Raw genomic sequence first — 26018 nt, 5'->3', positions numbered from 1 at the left:
TTCTTTAGCAAACTACATATAGGTTCCGCCATTCACACTTATGTTCTGTCCAGTTATGTACGAAGATACATCGGAAGCAAGAAACATAATCGTATTGGCAACTTCATGCGGGGTTCCCAGCCTACCCATCGGAATGTTTTTCATCAGAAAATCCATTTGTTCCGGTGGAACTCCATCCTGCATACTGGTATCAATAATTCCAGGAGCAACGGCATTTATGCGAACTCCATGAGGCGCACCCAGTTTAGCCAACGATTTTGTAAGGCACTCTACTGCGGCTTTACTTGCCGCATAATGCGCTCCTGCAATTAGTCCGCCAACCTTGCCAGCTACAGATGCCAGACTTACTATAGAACCAGACTTTTGGTCGATCATTATACCAATAACTTTTTGCGTCAATAAAAACACCGATGTCAGGTTGATATCCATCAGTTTTTCCCATTCCTGTTTCGAAATATCTTTAACTGGAGTTCTCAAATATATTCCTGCGTTATTTATTAGAGCATCTATTCGGCCTTCCTTTTTCATTATCTCATCAACCATATTATTTATGAATGTTTGGTCAGTGATATCTCCACGAAAAAAATAATCATTGGCTTCACCCGAAATATCAGTGCCGTAAACTTTTGCTTCACTTTTTCTTAATTCTTTCGCAAGCGTACCACCAATTCCTCCGGCAGCACCTGTCACTATTATTACTTTATTCTTAAAATCTAAATACATGTTCTGATTATTTATTTTAATTAATTACGATAGTTTATAAAATGACATGGCATTTCCGCGATACAATTTATAGATCTCGTTTTCTGTAACTCCAACCAATAATTCATCTAAAGTATTTACCCAGCGTTTGTAGGTTGAGGCTTGAGTAACAACCGGCCAGTCGCCTCCAAACATCACTTTATCGAATCCGAAACTTTCAATTACATGATCAAAATATGGGGTTAAATCGTCTTTTGTCCATTTTAATTGATCAGCCTCAGTTACGAGTCCAGATATTTTGCAAAAGACATTATCCAACAACGACAATTCTTTTATCTCCTTTTTCCAGGGATCAAAAGTTTTTCCTTTTATATCGGGTTTCCCAATATGATCCAAAATAAAGAGGACATTTGGACATTGTTTTATCAGTTCTATTGTATTTTCCAGATGAACATGAGAAATACAGATATCAAAGCTCATGTCATAATCCGCCAACAATTTCACCCCCTGCACAAAATCAGGTTTGAGGCAAAACATAGGATCAGGCTCAAACTGTATAATACGTCGGATACCTTTAATCAATTTATTATCTGAATATCTATCCAGAATATTCTTCGCAGCGCGTCCGTCTTCCAACGGAGCCCAAGGAACTATTCCTTGAATCCTATTATCATTTTTTGCTTGTTCTGCAACCCACTCTGCTTCCTGCTCGCATTGCGAAAATTCACATTCGCATTGGACAAAGACCATTTTATCTATATTAAAACTACCTGTTGCCTCTTTGTACTCTGGTAGTAAAAATGGTTTATTTAAAGAGGGTTCATCCTCCAACCAAGGATAACTATGATTTTGAGGATCCCATAAATGTAAATGTGTATCGATTATTGGAATTGAGGGCATATGCTTTCTTTTTATTCGTTAACATTACAAGCTTCCAGCAAATGAAGAATCTTCTCCAAGCCCTTCTCCTCCCATGGTCAGGTAACCTCCATCAATAAACAAATCTGTACCGGTAATAAAACTCGCCTCATCACTTAAAAGAAACGTTATTGGCCCGGAGCACTCTTCAACGCTACCCAAACGACGCAAAAGATGAAATTTCCCCCATATGGGTTCCCATTTTTCTCTACCACCAATAGCCGCTTTTTCAACTTCTTTTGTCCATATCCACGCAGGGCTCACAGTATTTACCCTAATTTTGGGGGCAAGATCCATCGCCATACACTTAGTGAGCTGCGTTACGGCGCCTTTAGCCGAATTGTATGTCCAGCGACCAGGTTGGGCTATATGTGCAGAAATGCTGGAAACATTAACAATTGCGCCTCCGTTTGCCTTTTGCATGTGTGGCGCGGCATATTTTGCCATTGTAGCATATGCAACTGGTCCGGCATGCATTACCCGATCCCAATCTTCTCTGGTTACATCTATTCCTTTTGATACAAATGAAAAAGCATTGTTGACTAGAAAACTTAACGAGCCCCATTTTTTCACGGCATTATTTACCAGCTCCTTACAAAAGCTCTCATTTGCCATATCCCCCCTGACAAACTGGACAGGAAATCCTTTTTCCTTCAACTCTGCTTCTGTTCTAATCCCAGCTTCACTGATACCAGAAAAGGTTACAGACACACCTTCCTCACACAGCCTTTCAACACATGCTCTTCCTATTCCGGAGGAACCTCCGGTTACTATTGCTACTTTACCTTTCAATCCTTTCATGTTCTTTTATTTTAATAGTTTACCTTATTAAATAATTTCAACAAGCAGGAGAATCAGGTAAGTGATTTGGTTTTTTTAATATGTCGAATAAATCAGCCTATCAATATTTCAGACCATCTGTATTTTAGAAGCTGACTTCACTCAATTTTTCCTTTAATTTCTTTTTTGTTCTATATATCTGATTGTCTATTGTTCTTACGGACAATCCTCGGTCTTGCGCGATCTGTTGACGCGACAACCCCTTTTCCCAAGACATTAAAAAAATATCTCTTTGTACGGGGGATAATTCAGCCAAAAGAGATTCAATTTTTGTTTCCAACTCATTATGAAAAATTATTGAGTAGGAAGAAGCATAATTGAGCTCAGTAATTCCATGAAGATAATCGTTGTATCTTTTTTTAACATCTTCATGTATCTTGTAATTACACACCTTATTCAGCGTTATCCGGTAAAGCAATCCAATTGGTGCCTTATTTTCTTCAATGTTTTCTTTATATTCCCAGATTTTCATGAATACGTCTTGAACAATATCCTCAACATCATATGACTTGTTAATACGAGATCTTACCAAATGGTAAATATTCTGTCTATGTGCATTGTATAAATCGTGAAAAGCCAGAACACAACCACTTTTCAATCTTTTAAGTAGCTGCACATTTTGATCAATTTTTTGAATCATTTCATTGAGGTAAGAGAAGATGCAGGGCTATAAAAACCCTACATCTAATTAAACCTACACACTTAAAAAACACCACACAACAACAACAACACCAAAACAGTTTTATTGCAGATATGGAATCCACACTTTATAGTTATCACCTGGTTGTATATTGCCAATTGCGTAATATGGGATTGCCCTAAATTCAACTTTTTCACCTTGATCGGTTTGTGCTTTACCTTTTATAACATTCACACCATCGAGTAGATTAGGCATATACTCCATATTCATTGTCTCAGTAGTATCAATTTCAAAGTCATCCAAATCAGCATTAAAATTCCCCTCCAGAGTATATACTATTGGCCCTGCTGCAATGGCTACTCGCCCGTTCAAATCTTTAACATTCTTGTTGGCATATACATATCTTGGTTCCACTGGTAATATGAGCTCAACAACATCATCGTTCTTCCATTTTCGGTTAATAGTAACATAACCATCAAACACGCCTGCAGTTATAGGTTTCCCATTTACTTTAATCCCAATATTTGATTCTGTCTTTGACTGATATAACCCAAACGGATTTTCAACACTTTGCGCCCAACCCGGTATACGTAATTTTAAAGCAAAATCACTTTCAGTGTCAGGAGTAACTTTTATTGCAATATCACCATTCCACGGATATGTGGTCGTTTGTTCCAGCAGAATATTTGTTTCATTGTCAAGCTTAATCTTTGCTTCACTTGCAACAAATAGGTTTATGGCAATTTCATCATTTTTGCTGGCATAAATGAAATCCGGAATTAATGATACCATCTTTAGAAACATTGGAGGGCAACAAGGACACCCATGCCAGTTCCAACGTTGATGACTATCAGCGTTCAGTGGATTCTGATAGGTATAAAGATCGCCTGACAAGGAAACTGGCGTAATTAAACTATTGTACAAGACACGTTCCAATTCGTCAATATATTCTCCTTCCCCGAGCAATTCGTTCATTCGCTGACTAAAAAATCCCGCACCAATGGCTGCACAGGTTTCAAGGTAAGCATCATTAGGTAGATAATAATTAGGACCAAATTTTTCATCTTCAGCAATAGCACCTACACCACCCGTTATAAACATTCTCTTTCCTACCATATTATCCCACAGATCAGTAACCGACTTTACATATTTAGGATCATTATTCTCTAATGCTATAGAAGTTGCACCTGTAGCAAACAAAGTAGCTCTAACAGCATGACCTTCTATCGTCTTTTGTTGAAAGAACGGAATTGAATCTTGAGCATATGCTCCAAAATTTAAACGTTTAAGATTACTATTTTCATGACTGCAATTTGTTCCCGTATGAGTATGATCACACATCAATAATTGAGGAGGATAGCCCTCGCTGTGTCCTTTGCCTTCAATCCAAAATTTAGCTAATGAGTAATAGTTCTCTTCATCAACAGGAACGCTAATTTTACTTTTCAATCCGGGATCTTCTTTAAATACCCAATACAATTTCATTGCTCCTTCCTCTGGACCAGAGTGGGCAGGAACAATATTTTGTTTAGGCGCAGGGCCTGCTATTCTGCATATATAATTAGCAAATTTTACAGCTACTTCCAGCAATTTAGTTTTTCCTGTTGCTTTGTAATAATGTACTGCCGCCTCAAATAACATCCCGGAGTTATATACATCATGTTGCCAACGTAAATTTCCTCCATTTTGTCCCCACCTGTGCTCTGGCTCGACCAATTGTGTGTAGGTATTAATATAGCCATCTGGATCAGATGCCTGGGCAGCTGCTATGCGATCAATATAGCCATCAATTCTTTTTTCCATTTCAGGATCAGGGAATTGCTCCAGCAAATCTGCCACACCACGAATCGATTCGTAAATCAGACCGTCGTACCATGGTGGACCGTCATGAATTCCAGTACCCCTTTCCCCTTTTGCAACTGCATCAAAATTTAAAAAAGCATCCCTAGTTCTTCCGAGTCTCTCTTTATCTTTAATCAGTTCATCGCTTTGAGGTTCGTATTTGCCTTCAAATTTGTCGAATACATCATAAGCAGTAGTTTTTCTCCACAAGTCTAACTTGGGCTTCCAAAACGTATCATTAATTTTCACATCGGTAACATTTTGTGAAGACTTCAGTATCGCCCCATCATTTTTCGAAAATATTGCTGTACTCATTGACAACAATAAAATAATCAATAAAGCAGTTCGATTAATAACCATAAATAATTGTTTAATAAATTGTTAATTGACTCTTTTTTTTCAGTACAATATAGTACTGATCATTCAAATTCTATAAAGCAACAACCATCGTTGATTTAGCTTGCTTTCGAAAGGTAAAATTAGGAATATATTTCCAACTAGTACGAACTGGTATGACTTTTTTATTCAAAATGCCAAATGCTTTAAAACATACTAGTTCATACCAGTATAATTTTGCTTATAAATTTGTGAAATAATATTATTCAAGTCTCATCCAATGAACTCTTTTTAAAACCGTATCACAGCAAATCTTCTTTAGAATTGGGGATACTAAGTTTCAATAAACCGCTAAAACTGACTTTCTCGACCCAGATAGGACTGATTATTCAATTAAATATGTGATGCTGGATGAAAATGAAATAAAATTCACTTTTACAAAATTATTACACCAACCAAATAATAGTGCCAACCAGAATACGCGAGCTATTACTTGTTTTCCATCATCAGCCTAACGTAGAAGTCACGAAAAACTTAGGAAATTAAAGAATAACTTAAACCTCCTGACTTTATTTATCTATTCTTCAACAACATGAAGCTTATTTATTTCCATACTTAGAAGTTTTTTCACACTTCCTGATGTTGGCCAAATAATCTTTAGACTATCAACCGTAGTTGCATCTCCCAGTCCAAAAATTGTTGTATTCACATCAGATTGAGAGAGATAAGACGAGCCAGTTTTTACCATTCGTTGCTGTCTGATTCCACCGGCATACAAATACAATTTAGCTCCGATCGCCTGCATATTGGGGTGTTTCCCCTTGAGGCGAATAACCACGAAATTGCTTTCATCAGCTAAATTGTTGCGCAGGAGCTTTGGAGAACCTCCATTTACGGTGATTAGTACATCCATATCCCCGTCATTGTCATAATCGCCAGTTGCGATTCCTCGTCCAACGATTGGTTCATCAAAGACACCTCCCGCTTGGTCGCTAACATCAATATATCTACCAGATAAATTACAAAAAACTTGTGGTTTTTGCTCAAAAGTGATGTCCTTCTGAATGTCATTTATTTGAGGCTCAATATGCCCGTTAACTGTCATTAAATCTTGGTATCCGTCCAAATCAAAATCACAAAAAAGTAAACCAAATGTCAACTGTAATAATGAAGACCGAGTTAACCTGGCAGGTCCTGCCCGATCCTGAAAAAGCTCCCCAGCTGCAAGCTGAGTATATAATGAAAGAGGTTCTTGCGAGAAGTTTCCAATAGCGATAGCCAAATTACCATCGTTACTAATATCTGCAACGTCTATCCCCATCCCCGCCCTGGCGCGACCATTTTCATCATATCCAATTCCTGCAACAACTGCCTTATCTGTAAAAGTTCCATCTCCATTATTCATATACAAAAAATTGGGCTGTGTATCATTTGACACCACCATATCCGGCCAATTGTCATTATTAAAATCCGCAATTGCTACTCCCAATGACTTCCCCTCATGATTTAACACTCCTGCTTTTTCTGTGATATCTTCAAAATACTTGCCTTTTATGTTCCTGTATAAACGGCATGACTCTCCTTCATAGACATCAGGTGTCGCATACGATTTGTTCTTTCCATCCCTGGTAATATAAATATCAGTTTCCGGTGTCCACTTCACGTAGCTAGCTACAAACAGATCAAGCCAGCCATCCCTGTCCACATCAACCCATGCTGCCCCAGTTGACCATGCAGGAACAGCATTGATTCCAGTATTATTGCCAGTTACCTTTAATTGCTGTGTTACATCCGTAAATTTGCCCCCATCATTTCTCAACAATTTGTTCTCGCCTACAGCAGTAATATAAATATCTAAATCTCCATCTGCATCATAATCTGCAAAATATGATCCCATTCCATAAAGAGAGAAGTTTATCAAAGCCTTTTCGGATACATCCTGAAAAGTCCCATCACCTTTATTTCTATACAATTTGGATTTAGCTTCATTCTGAGAAGCAGCATGTCCATCCCACTCCTTGCTATTAACCAGGAAAATATCTAATAATCCGTCATTGTCATAATCGAAAAATCCACCACCACTCCCAACCGTCTCTGGCATCCATTTTTGACCAAAAGCCCCTGTTGTATGCTTAAAAAATATCCCTGCTTCATTTGTAATATCGATAAATCGGAATGAAACTTCTGATACTTCTGATCTGTCTTGTGTAAAACTCGGAATCTCTTTGGTAAAATCTAAAGACTCCTTTTTAGTTTCCTTTCTGGTACAGCTAAAAAAAAGGAGCACCACCATTAAAAAAACAGATAAATGTCTTAATGCCACCATTACTTTTAAGAATATGAGATCATAATATATTAAATCAAAGCGTTTCATAATTCATTTTCTTATAACAAATACCATTTTACTTTTTACTTAAATCTAGTTTATGTATCCGAATACCTTGAGTCATTAAATTATCCCCGGGGTTACTTTGGCGATAATTCTTAGCTGTCTCAAAAGCCGACTCATCTATTTTATAATATTCAAAAGCTTTCTCCATTTTTACTGCTTCCACTTCATTTCCCAAGACTCTGTAATTTAATGCGAGATGATAATATGCTTCTCGATCTTCAGGATCAATCTCTAAAACAGCCTGGTAAGCTTCAATGGATTTTTGATACTTCTGATCAAGATAACAGGTTCTTCCCAATTGGCGCCACGCAGCTCTATCCTCAGGAAAATATTTTAGCACATAAGAATAAGCTGCAATTGCATCCTCATACAAACCATCTTCTTGTCTCACTCTTCCCCATACCCATGCCACCTGAGGATCTCCTGATTTTATATTTTCACAATCCTTTAAATGCTTATATGCAATCTCCAGATTTCCTTCTGTTAATGCTGTTTTTGCAAGGTTTAAATATCCATCCAAACGTTGAGACTGAAGTTCCTTTACCATTTCAAATGCACGAGTTGCACCTCTTGTATCACCCTCTAATAAAAGACCAATACCATAATCATTATACCTGATCCATCCTTCCGGGAGCTTTTCTTGATCATCTGAATGAATCAACAATTTAGTGTCTGCACTTGTAACAGTAAAATCAACTCTGTCCTTAGCAATTTCAGTAATCGGCAGCTTTGGTATGTCTTCAAATTGTTTGAATCCTTCAGGATTCGCGTTATAAGCAAATTCGAGATATTTCTGGTTAAACTTTCGCCATAACAAACGAGCCTCCATGGTTAACTTTTGTCCTTCCATTTCGTCAGGAACCTCAAAGCTATAGTGGGCAATATCTGCAGTTCCCGGCCCAATTACATTGCTATAAACCACCACGTGAATATCCTGAGCATTCCTTTTATGAATCGGATTACTGTTCTTATCAACGATTACAGCCTTGAATGCATGTGTCATTGAATCTAAATGACCATTTGAGTCAATATACCCACTAATCGCAAGGGTTATTCCTTTCTCATCTTTTAGAGCAAACTCCAGCCAACCTTCATTGGAATCATTTGTTCCACCAGGAAAAGTATGCCCAACACCTATGTTTCTAACCACGACATCTACTGTTATTTTCTCACCAGCTCTTACGCTTAACTCTCCCCTATTGATAGGCATAAACGGCTCCGATTGGTTTTCTGTTTTTAAAGCGAATATGTCAACACGCAACTTTTCATCCTGAAGAAATTCTTCAATTCTTTTAATGGTAGCAGTGTCATTTCGCAAGTATGGCAAAGCGGTATTTACTGCTAAAAACCGATGTGATTTCACCATTCCATCTTTCGCTGAAACATCCCCCAAAAGAGCAGGTTCTTGTGGCATATGACAATCCTGGCAGTTTCTCTTTGACGATGGCAGATAAAACGTTCTGGAAGCATTAAGCGCCACTCCACTATCGTGCCAATTGTCGTAATCATTCTGTCCTCTCAACCAACGATAATTATTAACTGATTGTGGCAAACTCACCTTGTGACATGAGAGGCAAAACTCACTATCACTGAAGAATGGTTTCATCAGCTGCCGTATGTGCACATCAGGTTTTGCTTTAATGGCTGCATCATGCAAAAAAGCGCCAATTGTTCCATCTTTGCTGTTAGCAAAAAGATATGGATCTTCCTGCTCATCAGCGATGTTATAATTACCATTTCCTGCCAGATTATGTATTTTATCGATAGCATGACAGGACAAACAAGTAAGCCCAGCCTGAGCTTCAGGCAAACGGCGATCGATCGGCTTATTCATTTTACCCGCCAACATAAGTGCCGGATCGTGACAACCGCTGCACCATTTACTTTTTGCCCGTCCAATACCATCCGATCCAAAATCTTTGTAAAGATTTGTGTGTTTCTCTATCCATTCATTTGGCTCATCGGCATGTTCCCGCATATCGGTAATAGTTGCTTCATAAAAAGGATTATTGAACGATGCAAAACGATGAGCAGAAGATTCCCATTGTGCTACAATATCGGGATGGCAACGAGAACAGGTTGTAGCTCCTATAGCTGTTTTCTTTACAAAACCAAACTCGTCAATCTCCTTTTCTATAACTTCTCGGGAGCCAAGGTCATTTCTTGTAATTATTCGAGATGGTAGGTAACCTCCCGTAGTTGTCGTTGCGGCAGAAGGGAAAAATGGACTTTCAGGTGGAACAAAGCCAACTGGCACAAATTTTTCCCCCAAGAACTCACCAACAACCCTATTTTTCGCACCTGGCCCCTCATGTAAACCTTGCTCTTTTGCCAGTTGTGCTTCTTCCGTAACGATAACATGACGATTGGTTGAAACATGCCACACAATGAGAACCACTAAAAATGCCAATATTGCTATTCCAAAACGTTTAAAGGCATCCTTAGTTGGTCTGTTTCTTCTGCTGGACAGACGATGCAAAATGTATCCGGTTGGAGCTAATGCAGCACATATCACATGAATCCACCATGCCCAGTTATTTTGCCTGCTTGCAGCTGAAGTCAAAATAAACAAGCCGGTAATTCCCAGGGTCAAGCCGACTAAAATATAGGCTATTCCGGTAATTCCGACTTTGTATTTATACATTCTCCAAACTTTTGGTAAATGAGCGATACCAAAAAATGACATAAGGAGAACGAGTAAAATACCAACTCCTGTATGCGATAAGATCATTGCCTGAAACAGTGGAGGAATTGATGTTTTTCCCACTGCAAAAAAATTAAGATCCAGACCGTCTGCTAGCCTATTCAATAATAGATACAATGTATTGGTCAGCATATAAATAGCCAACACTATGGCAACTCCCAATACAATTCTTAGGGGTTTCGATACAAACCAGTTCTTTTGAGTTTGTTTATCCATCTCTTCTTTAGTTAAAATCAGTTTTACACTGATATCAATTAAAATTATTCCTCACTATCCCCCTGAGGCTTCATTAAAAAATTAATCACTCACAATTCGGATCTTATCCAGCTACAAAATATCAATTCATTTTCGAAAATGTAATCGTTAGACAACTACCTTGTCGCATACAGAGATTATTCTATTTCAATATTTTAACGGTTGGGAATTCCGTAATTCTCAACGTTGTACATCCGTATGGAATGAGTATTATTTCATCAATATCATAGTCATTGGTCTTCAAATCTTTAGGACTCCATGGAAGATCAAGAGCTTGGCCTTTTATCTTCTGCCACCCGTCGGTTACAACACCTCTGGCTTTTATCATCACAGGTGCATTCTCAATGTTCCACGGATACTGCATATTTCCCTCAACAGAAGCAAATTGAAAGTTGTCATCTAAATCCTCCAGGTCATTTTCAATCAATGAATAGTTCCATTTACTGGCAGGATAAACCTCATAGAAGTTTCGATACTTATCATCATTAGACACATATTTCCATGTTTCTTCAACTTTTAAAGCATACACCAGCGGGCCACGTTCGATCGCCACTGAAAAATCGCACCACCTGCTTTTAGTAGTTTTCATGGGCAGAATCAATTCCAATACATCTCCCTTTTTCCATTGCCGGTTTACCACTACTATCTGATTTCCATTTTCTTTTGAACTATCTACTCCATTCACTTTTATAATAGCCTGCTCACACCATGCAGGAATTCGTAAATGAAATGGGAAAGATACATTGTCAGAGCCGCTGTAGGTGAAACTCACATTGTTGGTAAATGGATAATTCGTTTCTTCAACAAATGTTACTGTGCTGCCATTGCCCACTTTCGCTGTAACTTCGCTTGAGGAATATACAAGAGCGGCCAATCCATTGTTTGCTGATGCATACCATAAGTTTTGTACAAATTTTGGCCATCCTTGATGCATATTACACAAGCAACATGGATAACCAGTGAGCGTTCCATAGCAACTTCCGGTACAATCATGCTCTACGTCCTGATAAAAGTTCTTTGGATTTCTGGATACTTCAATCTGATTTGCAGTCTGAAAATATTGCTTCATTGAATATTCATCAGTCGATTGTGTTGGCAGTGCATTAAATGCCAGTTTCTCCAAGTGATCCGCAAAACCGATATCACCTGTTACCTGCAACATAGTCTCCAGTGAATACATCATCTCAACTATCGAACAAAGTTCTATACCCTGAACAGGATCGTTGCCATGAAGTGGCTCATCACCACCATACATTCCCTGAGCCTGCCCATGGTAAGTTTCTACATCGTAAAAAGCTTTTTTTACCGCATCAATACTTGTTTTATCCTTGCTCTTCTGATAGTACACAATTGGTGCTTTTATTCCCTGTGCAACATTCACACAATGAAATCCGCCAATTTGAGTTAAGGACAAATCTTCTTTTTCATCTTCGTCAAAAGGATAACTATTCACCCCAAAAGCATACCACGGTGTATCTTTCGGTTTTGTAACATTATCGTTTAGGAAAACATCCCCCCATGGGAATGTTTGTTCATGAATGACATCCGCAAGTTCTAAAAGGTATTTTTCACCAGTAATATTGTAAAGCCAGAATACCATCATCAGGTTATCTCCACCACGTCTGTTTGCCCAGAACGTCAAAAAATCGAGTGGCTTTTCAGATAAAGTTTTTAGCTGGTAGCGAAAATATTTATCCATGAGGCCAATAACCCTCTCGTCTTTTGTAGCTGAATAATATTGCTGAAGTACTTTCAACATTACCATCTTAGGCCACCAGTCTTCACGCATTCCCTGTTGAGTGCCGGGAATATATTCATATCCTTCCTGAAGCGGACGGGGGCCAAAATAGCCGTCAGGCCGTTGATTGGCAATACTCCATTCAATCCACTTTTGTGCTTTTGCCTTTAAAATTTCATCATCAAGTAAATATGCAAGTGGTACTAATCCATCCAACCAGTAAGGGCCGCGTTCCCAACCGTCTCCAGTTCCACCGAGCCATCCATTGTTATCACCACAAACAACCGCATATATGCTATCCAAATGCCCTGTTAATCCTTCCTTTTGACGTTCAAGCATTTCCAAAAGCATTCCCTTTGGCTTGATAGCTCCTATAGGCAAAGCTGTGTACGGTTGTTCAATCAGAGGTGCCTGATTGGTAATATAAAATGAATTGCGCTTGTCCTTTGCTTTTGCGCAAATCACCGTTAACGAAACAATGACAAGTATTAGAAATAATTTTTTCATAGTAGGTGTTTTTTAGGTTTATGTAATAATTCAATTTTTTAGTGTGGTCATTAACTAATTAGTATCAATAATTCTCTTTTCAAACTCTTGATCAAATACTCTCATTTAACAACCGGAAATGCCGAAATTCTGAGTTTCGTGCACCCGTACGGTATTAATGTCACCGTTTCTGTTTCTCCAACTTCACCAGTATAAAACCCATAACGAGATGTCACTGGTTGATAGGGTACTCCTCTCACTAATATCCAATCCGGAATTTTACGTGCCTCAACCTGTAACTCAATAGGGGCATTTGCTTGATTCCAATAAAAATTCCCTTCTATTGATTTGTGTATGACAGTGCCGTTCTTTTTAGTATCCTTGATTATCTTCTGCTCGATGCCATAATTCCATGGTGTCGTCGGAGATATATCGTAATATTCACCCTTTTCCTGATCATTCTTCTTTTCCCATTTCTCTCCAATCTTTAAAGCATAAACTAACGGCCCACGCTCAATCGCACGCGAGTTTTTTCCCCAGTTGCTTGTAAAAATCTGCATAAGAAATTCCAGAGTAACCTTATCGTTATTTTTCCATTCGCGTTCAATTCTCACAATTTGACCACTTTTACCTGTTCGTAAACTAACTCCATTCAAGAAAACATTAGCCTCTTTACACCATTTTGGTATTCGAAATGAAAGTGGGAAAGTGTCATTTTCCGGAAGGGTAATGGTTAAATTAATTGTGTTATCAAAAGGATATGACGTTTCCTCATTAATTGATACAGTTGTTCCCTTACCGACCTTTGCAGTTACTTTTCCTGGACCATATACCAGCGCAGCAAGTCCATTATCAGGCGTTGCATACCATAAGTGTGAAACGTATTTCACCCATCCCTGATGCATATTTGTCAAACAGCAATACCAACCGGTGCGGGCACCAATCACATTGCTCAATCGTTCACAATAAGAAAAATCATAATCTCCACCAGTTGCCATCACCTGGTTAGGCATTTGTAGATATTGCCTCATATTATAATCATCGGAAGTTTGAGCAGGAAGGGCATTAAATGCCACTCGTTCCAAAGCATCCATATAAGTATTATCACCGGTAATTGCGATTGCTTGTTCGAGTGAATACATCGTCTCCACAATAGCACAAAGCTCCGTTGCTTGCGTAGGAGCATTCCCGTGTAAGTCTTCATCTCCTGAAAAAATACCATTAGGAAGCCCATGAAGCAACATTAAATCGCTAAACCCAGTCTTCATAGCTGCCAAATATTTCGGATCGCCTTGCGATTGGTAATATATTGCGGGAGTTTTTAAGCCCATTGCCACATTCACTCCATGACGGCTCATCCAATTATCATCATTTTGTTGTGCCGCTGCATTGATCACCCAATTGCGATTCTCAAACCAATCGGTCCAGGGATAGGTTTGTTCGTATAATTTATCTGCCAAGTCAAGCAAAAACTTATCCTGAGTTATATTGTATAGCCAATAAACACTCATTATATTTTCCTGACATCTAGAATTTGCTGCCTGCTCAATATAGCGGTTTATTAAGGTGGTACTATCAGTTAAATTCCGCATTTGAAACTGAAAGTAATTGGTCATAAACGGTGGTACTCTCTTGTCACCTGTTGCTGTGTAATACTGTTGAAGTACTTTAAGCATAACCATTCTTGGCCACCAGTCATCACCTTGATTTTCTGTTTCAACTTTCTTACCACTTGTTCTTTCATACTGGGTAATCGGTCCAAAATACCCTGATGGACGTTGAGTATCAAGCGACCAATCTACATACTTCTGCACCTTTTCTTTGAGCCTTTGGTCGTCCAATAAATAAGCAAGAGGCAATGCACCGTCAAGCCAGTATGGAGTTGCCTCCAAACTGTCTCCTTTTCCTCCTAACCAACCATTATCATCCTTTAGCATCGAAAAAGTTTCATCAAGGTGACCGGTTGATCCGTCATTCATGATATTTAGTTGCTTAAGTAACCAGCCTTTTGGCTTAATAGCACCTAAAGGTAATTCAACATATGGTTGCTCGATAAGTGGTGCCTGATTAGATATATAAAATGAATTACGCTTGTCTTTCGCTTTTACGCAAATGCTTGCAAACACGAAAATTATAGCTATCAAAAATGACTTTATCATGGTTCGTGTTTTATTCGGTTAATGTTGTAATTTAAATCTTAAACTATTCTCATAATTTGCTCTCCATGAATCTATTGATTAAGCATAAGCTTCAAAATTGGCTAATTCAAAATCTAAAAAGTGAATAGTTCCATACTTTGGTCATTCCTGCTAACAAGTATCAACTTTTTCCCGTCTTTTGCATTTAATAATTTGATATCCCGAACTTCACCTCTAACTGCAAAACCAGATTCATCAGGCTGAACTTCTTTCCATTTTTTATCTTGGTCCATTTTCAGGAAATGACCATATGATGCATCATGGGTTCCTATACTAACTTGATTTGAACAAAAATTTCCTGCAGCTATAATCTCCACAGCTCCATCACTATCAAAGTCATAAGTTAAATAGCTGTAAATTGGTGAGAATTGAATTTCCTCTGGTAGTTCCACTGGAACAAACGAGCCATCCCCCTGATTCTCAAAACAAGTTGATTTAAAAGTAAATGCCTGAAGTCTCGCTCCTGTCAACAATTCTTTCTTCGGAAAAATTGAGGTAAACTCACTTTTAGCATAGTCACCATAAGTACGATAAACTTTTTTAATTGCTAATAACTGTTTCGAAATTTCATCAAGACTATAATATGGATATTCAACTCCATCACGATAGTAACTCAAAATAGGATCAACCGTCGAGTTGTTGTCAAAATCTTTAAGGTATAAATTAACAGGATATTTTTCAGATGCTTTTAATATTGAATTTTCACCTAAATTCCCAAGCAACAAATCTTTATCGCCGTCACCATCAATGTCGTCTGCGTAAATTGTATTCCACCATCCTGAAGAATGTTCCATTTTTTGTTCAACCAATGGAAAGCTTTTAAAATCCAAGGTTGTAACAGGCATCCATTCTCCAACAATAACTAATTCTTTACTATCACTGAGCCATACAGCATCGGTCACCATTCCCAGTTTTATATGCTGTCCAAATACTGAATTTGTAACATCATAAAGCTCACCTTTACCACTCCCCAATAAAATCCTGCTACGTTGATACAATCCATAGGATCCAGGGATAGATCGTGCTCCAACAAAAAGGTCGGTATTCCCATCGTCATTGAAGTCCCCAGAAACAACGCACGAACCATTAAAATCTAACTGAGGATGCGAGTTTGATTTTTGAAAATTTCCTTGCCCATCATTTACATAAAGCCTGTCGATAAATGTTGGATCCGGATAAGCTGCTCCACTTCCTCCACTCACGACATATAAATCAAGATCACCGTCATTGTCAACATCCAAAAAAGCAGACTCTGCATCTTCACAACCACGATCCCTATAAAAATCCTCAAATTCAGTAGAAACAAAATACTTATCACCACCATTCTGCTGAATGTAAATACATCCTGGTTGGCCTTTTGCCCCTCCAACATAAAAATCTTCCAATCCATCATTATTCACATCGCCGATCTCAATCTTTGGACCTTCTCGTGATAACATTCTTGGAATGAGCTTTTCGTTATCAAAATCAACAAATTCATTCTCTACATGTACAAAATCAATTCCGCCTGTCTCATCAATATTCTTGAAAATCTTTGATTTTTCCGTAACGTCCTTTTTTGGGGCAACTGATGCATCCGAATATTTCAGCACAAGTGTTTGATTTGCCGGCACATCTTCTAAAAGTTGCTCTTTCCCATTTCCCCAACAGACTTTGAGCTTATCTATCGCTTTTGATTCACCCAAACCAAAAATCAGTTCATTATTCATACTGGACAACCAGCCTTTTACAGGGAAAAGCTCCTGTAACTGTTTTTGGCCAGCACACTCTATAATCACGCGCGTTCCAATTCCAAACAAATTTCCCGAATTACCCTCAAACTTCATTTTAACATAACTATGAGCAGTATTATCAGATGCTGTATTTTCAAATATGACAGCTTCCGAATTTAGATTATTAGCAACTATGTCCAGATCACCATCATCGTCTAAATCGGCATAAGCCGTTCCGTTTGAACACCCGAAAAAGTCTAAGCCCCATTCTTTTGACTGATCAATAAATCTGCCATTCTTATTTTGAAAAGCTATATTCGACACCTTTCCCTCAGGTATGGTCGCTATTACTGAAAGAAAGTTCTCTTCTACCGGACTGTTATCTTCAACCCTATCAGTATATCGTATGAAATCCATATCATTTACTCTATGGGGAATTCCATTCGAAACATATAAGTCCTTATTACCATCCAAATCAAGATCAGCAAATAAAGGGCTCCAACTCCAATCCGTCGCGGCAACATCGTAATACTCGCCCAATTCAACAAATTGAGCCGTCTCGTCAAACAACTGTCCTTTATTGATTTGCATCATATTACGGGGAAATTGATAATAATAAGAATACCCCAATTTAAACTGATACACATCGTAAGTATCTATACCGGAAATTGATTTTTGCAATCTCTCTTCAGAGGGTTTCATATCCAGTGTGAAAATATCCAGCCAACCATCATTATTTACATCTGCAATATCATCTCCCATTGAATAAGTTGAAGTATGCCCAACGGATTCTTTGATAGCTTCTTTAAACGTACCGTCACCCTGATTGTAATACAGGTAATCATTTTCATGAAAATCATTGGAAACATAAATATCCGGGTAACCATCATTGTTTAAGTCGCCTACTCCAATTGCTAATCCATATCCCATAGCTCCTCCATATATGCCAGCTTCCTCACTGATGTCAGTATAGTACCCATCGTTGTTTTGATACAATCTATCGCCGGAAAGACTATCACGGATTGCCCTGCTTTCTCCTGGCAAATAGGAATTTGGAGAATGAAGAGACTGATTCAGTAAGTACATATCCAAGTCTCCATCAAGGTCATAATCAAAAAAAGCAGCCTGCTGCGAATAGGTGTATGCTTTTAAACCGTATTCTTCTGCTTTTTCAGAAAACGTACCATCTCCATTGTTTACATACAGTAGATTACCACCAACTATTTCTTTAAATCCATGAAGCATGCATACATAAATATCAAGCAATCCATCATTATTGATGTCCACCATTGTTACACCATTTGACCAACTAGTGCTACCTGTTGCCCCCTCTATTTTAGCAGATTCTGAAACATCTTTAAACTTTAAGTCACCTTGGTTCAAATAGAGTTTATTAGCCCCCTGATTCGCTGTAAAAAATATATCCGGAAGATCATCATTATTAACATCTCCAATAGCGACACCAGCGCCGTTATACATGTTCATATACAGTAAAATATTCAAATCTTCGGTCTCTTCAACTTGGTTGACAAAATCTATGTTTGTAGAATTTGATGAAAGTGTTTTAAAAAGCTTTGATCCGAGTCCCAACTTTTCACATGAACTACAGACTATTGCAACTGCAAAGATTAAAGCTACGTTTTTTATATGCTTAGTATTTATCATGGTTTTGCCTTATTATTTATGATCATAAAACTGTATCGGTTCATTACTTCGAGCCACCATCAATGTTTTTGAACCCCCAATATTTATCGCCTTGATATCCCTGACTTCTCCCTCGAAAACAAATCCACTTTTTTGGGAAGGTAAAACCTCAAAATTATTTTTCCCATCCCCTTTTAAAAAGACTCCATAGCTGGCATCATAACGCCCAAATTCAGGTTTCACCGGGAATAAGTTGCCCCCTAATAGGATGTCCTTATTCCCGTCTTGATCCATATCATCAATATAGATTGCATATACTGGAGAAATTTGAGCTTCATCCGGTAACACCTCAATTGAAAAACTACCATCCCCATTATTAATGAGCATAACCGTTTCCAACATCGTAACCCTGTTGATGAAACTTCCTTCTAACTCTCCTTTTGAAAATATTTGATTGATTGATTGATTCTTATAGGATTCATAAGTCGAATACTTCTTTTTCAGATAAGGCGGCAAGTGAAGAACCAAATCGTGCAGCAATGCTGTCGGATATGGCTTCCCTTCATGATACATACAAGTTATCTGCTCAATGGTACCGTTTCTATCAAAATCGTTGATGTAACATTCGATCGGATTGTCTTTGTTTGCCTTAAACCTTGAATTTGTTCCATGATTACCGGCAACAAAATCAATGTCTCCATCGGAATCAATATCCCCTGCTTTCAGACTATTCCACCAACCGGACGTTTCATTTAAACCCGCGGTAGAAGATATATCAGTCAGTATCCCATTTTGGTTATTAAATAACTTGATGCCCATCCATTCCCCAACTACCATCAAGTCAGAATCACCATCTCTGTCATAGTCGTTCCATTCAGCATCAGTAATCATACCTAACCCCAAAAGTCCGGGGGCAATCTTTTCCGTTACATTTTTAAAATTTCCATTCCCATCATTCTCAAGAATATATCCATTCTGAGGAATTCCAATGAATCCTGTTTTTAAGCGAATCCCAACAAACAAATCCTGATCGCCATCATTATCATAATCAATGTTCTTTACCACCGAAGTACTTTCAGAACCGTTAGTAGGTAAGGTTTGTCTTGATCTTACAAAGTTTCCATCGCCATCATTCATATATAGCCGATCGAAGAGTAAAAATGAACTTGAAGACAATTCATTACCACCACTCGCTACGTAAAGATCCATATCTTCATCCCCATCAGCATCAAAAAAGATGCAATTCCTGTCTTCACAATCTTTATCTTTTTCAAACAATTGATCATTAGCACTCTCAAAATGACCTTCTGCATCTTGAACAAACAATTTACCACTTGAATCCTTCGCTCCACAAATATAAAAATCTTCAATGCCGTCACCATTCACATCAGCTATTGCAATTTTAGGACCTTCATTTGATTTCATGTGATACAATAAACGATCTCTGTCAAAATCAGAAAAGCGGTTTTCCAGATGCCTGTAATCAAGCGCAATGTCCTTGGATTTATCAATAAACATTTCTGATCGTTTCTTTTTTATAGATTGTTTCTGTATCGTATTTGCATCTTTTTCATAAAGCTCCATAATTTGATTGCTTTGCACATTGGTAAGAATGGTTCGGCTTTCATAGGGCCAATCCACGATTATTGAATCAATCGTCTGAATTGAACCGAGACCGAAATTCAAGCGGGAATCAACCGTAGACTGAAAACCACGATAAGGAAATTCCTCCTGATAAAACATTCTTCCGCCTGCCTTTAATGTCACTTTCGTGCCAAAAGCATTCTTATTTTTTTTATCACCGTGTAAAATGAATTTTATGAAATTACAATCGTCTGAAACCTTTTCTACCTGATTGTTGAAGATAAAAAGGGGCATATTCACATTGTTAACCACCAATTCAAGGTCCCCATCATTGTCAAGATCTCCATATGCAGCTCCATTTGATAAACTGGGAATATCGATGCCCCACTCTTTTGTTTTATCCTGAAAACCCAGTTTGGAATCGCCAGCATATGCAAAATTGGATAGCTTAAATGTTGGAATAATATCGATTAACTTTCTGTAATCAATTGAATCATCTTGCACAACCATTCGCATTACCCTTTTATCGGTAATATGATTCAGATAATCCTGGTCCATAACATCTTGCGCAATTCCATTAGTTACATAAATGTCCTTATGACTATCGTTATCCAAATCAGTTAGCAAAACACTCCAACTCCACTCTGTCGCTTCAACTCCTGCCTGCCTACCTATTTCACTATAAGCAACACCTTTCCCGGGCATGATGCCATTATGCCGTTGAAACATGTTTCTGGTCAACTGATAATGGAATCCTGAATCGGCACTGAGCTGGTACTTGTCCCATCCTTCGAAAGTCATTTTTGTTTTAAAACGATCGTCTGAGTTTGGCAACATCTCTGTAACAAAGTACTCTGGATAACCATCGGCATTCATATCGGCAAAATCAGATCCCATTGAAGCCAGAGTTATCGAATGTACCCGATCTTCCAACTCTTCGCGAAATGTGCCATCACCATTATTCATGTACAGGTAATCACGTTCAAAAAAATCGTTACAAACGTAAATATCAGGCCAACCATCTTTATCGATATCACTAATTCCCACACTGAGTGCAAAACCCATAATACTTCCGTAAATACCAGCCTCCTCACTTACGTCCACAAACTTGCCATTATCATTTCGATATAGTCGATCTCCCCCCTGCTTATCCCGAATAGGACGCTCATCTTTCTTAAGGTTAAAATTCCGTATCGACTGGTATGAATTGTTAATGACATAAGCATCCAGATCTCCATCTTTATCATAATCAAAAAAAGAAGCGTTTATTGAAAGTCCAGGATCATCCAATCCTAATTCTTTTGCTTTCTCGGAAAACGTACCATCACCATTGTTTATGAAAAACTCGTTTCGTCTGTCATCTCCAGAAACAAACCCGGAATTGCTTACATGAATATCAAGCCAACCATCAGCATTGATATCAACCATTGCAACTCCCGTTGACCATGCGTGGGTCCCACCTACTTTTGCCTGCTCTGTAACATCTTCGAAAGTCAGGTCTCCTTTATTTAGGTAAAGCTTGTTCTGATATAAATTGGAGATTAAGAAAATATCAACCAGCCCGTCGTTATTGACATCACCAAGTCCTACCCCTCCACCATTATAGTAGTTTCTATATTTGTATATATTAAAATCATTATTATAAATAACGATATTTTCAAAATCAACATTTGTCCTTTTTGCATCCAAAACCTCAAACAGTGGTTGTTTGAAAAAAGACAACTTATTGCATGAAATACAAGCCAGTGCAGAAATTAAAAGAACTACACACTTTCTACTACAAACACGAATAAACTTAATTCTCATTTAGGTTTAATTTTTATTACTAGCTCATATTAAACTATAGACCTGCTTATTGCCTTCATCGTCTAATTTCACCAATTGCAAAACACTTTCCCATATTTTCTCCAAGGAAAACGAGATCACCTATTATTTTACTGCTTCGTCTTCAAAATGATTTAAATCGTCAAATCTCACATTCAAGTATTGCCCGGTAAAGGTTGGATCAATTGTTATTTGTCTGTTACCATCAATTTTTATGTATTTATATTTCAACAATGCATTCTCATTTGGAACCTTAATAAAATCATTCCCTTTATAGTTTGCCTCAAAATACGCCAATGTCTCTTTCAACAATTTTTCTATTGAAAACTCCTTATTGTAATGTGAGTAATTTTTATATCCAATTGTCCCCACATAAGAATAAATAGCTTCTGATCTGCCAGGTATAACTGGAAATAATTCAAAATATACCGGAAAGCTGAATCCATCTTTAAGGTCAAACAATAGCATGGTCCCCTTTTCATTGGTTTTAAACTTGCCCTGTAAATTCATATTAAAACAGTAATCAAAAAAACTTTTCAATTCCATCCCCAAATGAACACCATAAATCAGACTATCAACCCTGATCCCCTTAGCAAGTTCTGTTCTTCGAAGACTCTCATAATCTTGCTTTTGACTACAAGACGAAACCAAAACTACAACCAATACACTAATCAATAAAGCTGTTTTAACTAATCTACTTTTCTTTTTCATCGTTAATCTCATAAACACGTAAACTATCATTATTCATTGCAAACAATAAATGTTGCTTCCCTCGTATATTTATCAATTTTATATCCCTAATCTGCCCTGGGAGGTGCAATCCGGAACATGATGAACTCAAAACATTAAAATCTCGTTTCCCTGTCGATTTTAAAACCAATCCATTGCTCGCATTATAAATACCGGTTTGTGGTTTTGCGAACTGCTGGTTACCCCCCAAAACCAAATCTTTGTTTCCGTCCTTATCCAAATCAACAACACAAATTGCATAGACCGACGAAAATTGTGCTTCCATTGGTAAATTTTGTTTTGTAAACTTTCCACCTTCATTCCATAAAACAACTGACTCATTAACAAAAACTTCGTTAACCAATGAATTATTAATAACGTCCTCTGCGAAAATGTCAGATATAGACTGCTCCTTATAATCTGAATGTTTTGGATACTTTCTTAATAGGGCAGGTATTTGAGTTGTCAAATCGTTTTTTAATGCTACGGGATACTGTTTATTTTCCCTATAAGTAGTAATGATCTGATCCAGGTCACCGTTCGAGTCAAAGTCGTTTACATACATACGCACCGGTTCTTCTATCGACGCTTTGAAAAAGGTGTTATCTCCAAGATTCCCGACAACAAGATCTTCTCTCCCATCATTATCTAAATCAGCCTTCTGTAATACATTCCATAACCCATTAGAGGCGTTTAATCCAATATCTTCGTTAACGTAGTGGAGCTGACCATCCACATTTTCGTAAACTTTGATTGGCATCCATTCTCCTACGACAATCAAATCCTGATCCCCGTCAGAATCATAGTCTGACCAGACAGCATCTGCTACCATACCCGCTTTTAATAAATCTGTAGCCTTTTCATTGGTTACATCTTCGAAAATCCCATTACCGGTATTCTCCAGTAAAAAGCTTTGGATAGATACTCCATATGAGGATGCCATAAACCTTGATCCGAAAAACAAGTCTTCATCACCGTCCTGATCAAAATCAGCACTCCTGACAACAGAAGTACTACCGGGTTTTATTCCCGGGTAAATTTGGGTAATCTTACTAAAATTACCCCTTCCTTCATTTGTGTATAGACGATCAATAAGTGCGTAGGAGCTTGCTGAAAATTCATAACCACCGCTACATACGACCAAATCATTGTCTCCGTCGTCGTCAATATCAAGAAACAAGGACCCCACATCTTCGGAAGTTTTATCACTTTCAAAGAGTTCTGAACTCATTTCGATAAAACCATCTGCAATTTGCTTAAATATTTTCCCTGGAGAATCTTTAGCTCCCCCAATATAAAAATCATCCAGTCCATCACCATTTACGTCACCCACTGCAATTTTTGGCCCCTCATTTGAAACCATGTGAAACAACAAGGGATCACGTTCAAAATCAATGTATGGGTTCTCAACGTGTTTGTAATCCATACCTGCATTGTCAATCAACTTATGAAGAAGTGCAGGTTTGCTTTCCTTCTTAATAAAATCTGCTTGCTTTTCTATTTTATTTGGTTGCTGGCAAACGATGAATGTATCAACCGGTACATTTGTATCTATTTTCTCTGAACCATCTGACCAAATTATCTGCAAAGTGTCAATTACTTCAGATTTGCCCAGACCAAAATTTAGCCTGTCATCTACCGCAGACATAGCACCACGGATTGGAAATAGTTCTTGGTAGAAAATCTTACCTCCAGCTTTCAAGGTTACCTTTGCACCTATATCTGTAGCAGCTTTCCTATTTTTTATTGTTAGGTTTATAAAGTGATTTTCTGAACTATTACTAGTATTTCGGTAAACATATGGAGGTGAGTTTATATTATTTACCACGAGATCAAGATCTCCGTCATTATCGATATCACCATACGTAGCTCCATTTGAGTATCCCTTTTGACCAATTCCCCAACCTGAAGCAACATCCGTATATTGAAGATTTTCATTCAGTTTATACAGATAATTTGACACTGGAACCATCGGCATTTGGTCAATAAGCTCCTTAATAACAGCACCTTTCTCTTTTAGTGTAGCCCGAATTCTTCTTGGATCGAAATTAGATTCCACATAATCCTGATCCAGCAGGTCTTTTACAATACCATTTGTTATAAATATCTCGTTGTTTGCGTCATTATCGAAATCCACCATTTGTACACCCCAGCTCCAATCAGTGGCACTTACCCCGGCATACCTTGATATCTCACTAAAAGAAACTTTGTTATTTGTATTTGAAATCGGGCCATTATTCAATTGAAAAGAATTTCTTGCAAATTGCCGGTGATACCCATTGATGTATTTTCGATAGTATTCATCCCAGGTTTCGAATACTGCTTTGGTTTTAAGGCGGGCCTCCATTTCAGGCATCATTTCGGTAACAAATATCTCCGGATAGCCATCGTGGTTCATATCAGCAATATCAACCCCCATCGCACCCAAGCTTATTTCACCTAACATCTCATCTATTGACTCCGTAAACGTTCCATCCTGATTATTAATGTACAAGTAGTCTTTTTCGAAGTAATCATTTGCAACGTAGATATCCGGCCATCCATCTTTATTTAGATCGCTAAGTGCTATACCCAAACCAAAACCAATGGAACTACTATAAATACCTGATTCTTCGGTTACATCAGTATAATAATTGTTGTTGTTTTGAAAAAGCTTGTCACCTCCTCCTGACTTTTCTTTGGTACGTATTCCTTTTTCTGCATCCACATACATCTCTGTCGGTTTTATCGTGCTACTCGACAAATACATATCCAAATCACCATCCAGATCATAATCAAAAAATTGAGCATGAACCGAAAAGCTCAATTCATCGATTCCAAAATCTTTCGCCTGCTCTTCAAATACGGGAATTCCATCGATATTTGTCCCCGTATTTACAAACAATTCGTTTCGGCGATTTCTTTCACCCGGATCACCGCTTTTACAAACATAAATATCATTCCAACCATCCTGATTAATATCAACAACACTCACTCCAGTTACCCATGCGTTTGGACTGGCTACTTTTGAAATATTCGTAACATCTTTAAAATTGAATTTACCATCACCCAAATAGAGTGCATTATTGACCTGATTTCCGCAAAAGAAAAGGTCCAGATAACCATCATTATTAAAATCGGCTAACGCTGTGCCAGCACCATTGTAGAAATTTCGGTATAGATACACATTGAAATCTTCTGTGTAGGTAAGTGTATTTTCAAAATGTATACCTATTTGAGATGGATCTAATTGTTCAAATACTGCACCTTTTTGTAGTACATTATTTTTTGTGCAAGAAATTAATGCAAGCAAAACTATCAAATAACCACACCACCTCATAAAAATTAGAATCAATTATTTACTCCGACAACTGAGAGTAAAGTAATTTATAAAAACAACCTGAAAAAGACTGAGATAGTCTTTTTCAGGAATTTATTATAGTTTTTGCAATCTCGATATATTAGCTCATTCGAAATAACTAAACTTCAGAAACA

Annotated in this window: 13 protein-coding genes; all 13 read right to left on the bottom strand. The window is 37.8% G+C overall.

Annotation, left to right across the window (positions count from 1 at the left end; translation table 11 throughout):
* Positions 1 to 12 precede the first annotated feature (12 nt).
* Positions 13 to 723, bottom strand: coding sequence for an SDR family NAD(P)-dependent oxidoreductase (locus tag ACUNWD_RS18825; RefSeq protein ID WP_445589409.1), 711 nt, complete (start codon positions 721 to 723; stop codon positions 13 to 15).
* Between the two features lie 24 nt (positions 724 to 747).
* Complete coding sequence (locus ACUNWD_RS18820) at positions 748 to 1602, bottom strand: amidohydrolase family protein (protein ID WP_445589408.1); 855 nt, start codon at positions 1600 to 1602, stop codon at positions 748 to 750.
* A 24-nt stretch (positions 1603 to 1626) separates the two neighbouring features.
* Positions 1627 to 2421 (bottom strand): SDR family NAD(P)-dependent oxidoreductase, encoded by a 795-nt coding sequence (locus tag ACUNWD_RS18815; RefSeq protein ID WP_445589407.1) that lies wholly within the window; start codon positions 2419 to 2421, stop codon positions 1627 to 1629.
* A gap of 124 nt (positions 2422 to 2545) precedes the next feature.
* On the bottom strand, positions 2546 to 3100 hold the full coding sequence (locus ACUNWD_RS18810; protein ID WP_445589406.1) for a sigma-70 family RNA polymerase sigma factor: 555 nt from the start codon (positions 3098 to 3100) through the stop codon (positions 2546 to 2548).
* A gap of 102 nt (positions 3101 to 3202) precedes the next feature.
* Entirely contained in the window at positions 3203 to 5302 is a 2100-nt protein-coding gene (locus tag ACUNWD_RS18805; protein ID WP_445589405.1) for a glycoside hydrolase family 127 protein, read from the bottom strand.
* A gap of 553 nt (positions 5303 to 5855) precedes the next feature.
* The gene (locus ACUNWD_RS18800; RefSeq protein ID WP_445589404.1) at positions 5856 to 7652 is read right to left on the bottom strand and encodes a CRTAC1 family protein; all 1797 of its coding nucleotides are present in this window, start codon (positions 7650 to 7652) and stop codon (positions 5856 to 5858) included.
* 28 nt (positions 7653 to 7680) lie between these two features.
* On the bottom strand, positions 7681 to 10590 hold the full coding sequence (locus ACUNWD_RS18795) for a tetratricopeptide repeat protein (protein WP_445589403.1): 2910 nt from the start codon (positions 10588 to 10590) through the stop codon (positions 7681 to 7683).
* Positions 10591 to 10771: 181 nt separating this feature from the next.
* Complete coding sequence (locus tag ACUNWD_RS18790; RefSeq protein WP_445589402.1) at positions 10772 to 12874, bottom strand: beta-L-arabinofuranosidase domain-containing protein; 2103 nt, start codon at positions 12872 to 12874, stop codon at positions 10772 to 10774.
* A 101-nt stretch (positions 12875 to 12975) separates the two neighbouring features.
* Positions 12976 to 15012 carry a beta-L-arabinofuranosidase domain-containing protein gene (locus ACUNWD_RS18785; RefSeq protein WP_445589401.1) on the bottom strand — a complete coding sequence of 679 codons (2037 nt, stop codon included), beginning with the start codon at positions 15010 to 15012 and terminating at the stop codon, positions 12976 to 12978.
* 113 nt (positions 15013 to 15125) lie between these two features.
* Positions 15126 to 18428: a VCBS repeat-containing protein gene (locus ACUNWD_RS18780; protein ID WP_445589400.1), complete on the bottom strand. Its 3303-nt coding sequence runs from the start codon at positions 18426 to 18428 to the stop codon at positions 15126 to 15128.
* 12 nt (positions 18429 to 18440) lie between these two features.
* Positions 18441 to 21797 carry a VCBS repeat-containing protein gene (locus tag ACUNWD_RS18775; protein WP_445589399.1) on the bottom strand — a complete coding sequence of 1119 codons (3357 nt, stop codon included), beginning with the start codon at positions 21795 to 21797 and terminating at the stop codon, positions 18441 to 18443.
* A gap of 123 nt (positions 21798 to 21920) precedes the next feature.
* On the bottom strand, positions 21921 to 22526 hold the full coding sequence (locus ACUNWD_RS18770) for a hypothetical protein (RefSeq protein ID WP_445589398.1): 606 nt from the start codon (positions 22524 to 22526) through the stop codon (positions 21921 to 21923).
* Positions 22510 to 25863, bottom strand: coding sequence for a VCBS repeat-containing protein (locus ACUNWD_RS18765; RefSeq protein WP_445589397.1), 3354 nt, complete (start codon positions 25861 to 25863; stop codon positions 22510 to 22512). The genes ACUNWD_RS18770 and ACUNWD_RS18765 overlap by 17 nt, the downstream gene beginning before the upstream one ends.
* Between the last annotated feature and the right edge of the window lie 155 nt (positions 25864 to 26018).

Source organism: Sunxiuqinia sp. A32, from assembly GCF_052690465.1.
This window is presented reverse-complemented; position numbering and strand designations above follow the sequence as displayed.

What these genes read in the sequence shown, in the direction of transcription:
- ACUNWD_RS18825 (WP_445589409.1), bottom strand. Translation starts at nt 723, where the DNA reads ATGTATTTAGATTTTAAGAATAAAGTAATAATAGTGACAGGTGCTGCC.
- ACUNWD_RS18820 (WP_445589408.1), bottom strand. Translation starts at nt 1,602, where the DNA reads ATGCCCTCAATTCCAATAATCGATACACATTTACATTTATGGGATCCT.
- ACUNWD_RS18815 (WP_445589407.1), bottom strand. Translation starts at nt 2,421, where the DNA reads ATGAAAGGATTGAAAGGTAAAGTAGCAATAGTAACCGGAGGTTCCTCC.
- ACUNWD_RS18810 (WP_445589406.1), bottom strand. Translation starts at nt 3,100, where the DNA reads ATGATTCAAAAAATTGATCAAAATGTGCAGCTACTTAAAAGATTGAAA.
- ACUNWD_RS18805 (WP_445589405.1), bottom strand. Translation starts at nt 5,302, where the DNA reads ATGGTTATTAATCGAACTGCTTTATTGATTATTTTATTGTTGTCAATG.
- ACUNWD_RS18800 (WP_445589404.1), bottom strand. Translation starts at nt 7,652, where the DNA reads ATGAAACGCTTTGATTTAATATATTATGATCTCATATTCTTAAAAGTA.
- ACUNWD_RS18795 (WP_445589403.1), bottom strand. Translation starts at nt 10,590, where the DNA reads ATGGATAAACAAACTCAAAAGAACTGGTTTGTATCGAAACCCCTAAGA.
- ACUNWD_RS18790 (WP_445589402.1), bottom strand. Translation starts at nt 12,874, where the DNA reads ATGAAAAAATTATTTCTAATACTTGTCATTGTTTCGTTAACGGTGATT.
- ACUNWD_RS18785 (WP_445589401.1), bottom strand. Translation starts at nt 15,012, where the DNA reads ATGATAAAGTCATTTTTGATAGCTATAATTTTCGTGTTTGCAAGCATT.
- ACUNWD_RS18780 (WP_445589400.1), bottom strand. Translation starts at nt 18,428, where the DNA reads ATGATAAATACTAAGCATATAAAAAACGTAGCTTTAATCTTTGCAGTT.
- ACUNWD_RS18775 (WP_445589399.1), bottom strand. Translation starts at nt 21,797, where the DNA reads ATGAGAATTAAGTTTATTCGTGTTTGTAGTAGAAAGTGTGTAGTTCTT.
- ACUNWD_RS18770 (WP_445589398.1), bottom strand. Translation starts at nt 22,526, where the DNA reads ATGAAAAAGAAAAGTAGATTAGTTAAAACAGCTTTATTGATTAGTGTA.
- ACUNWD_RS18765 (WP_445589397.1), bottom strand. Translation starts at nt 25,863, where the DNA reads ATGAGGTGGTGTGGTTATTTGATAGTTTTGCTTGCATTAATTTCTTGC.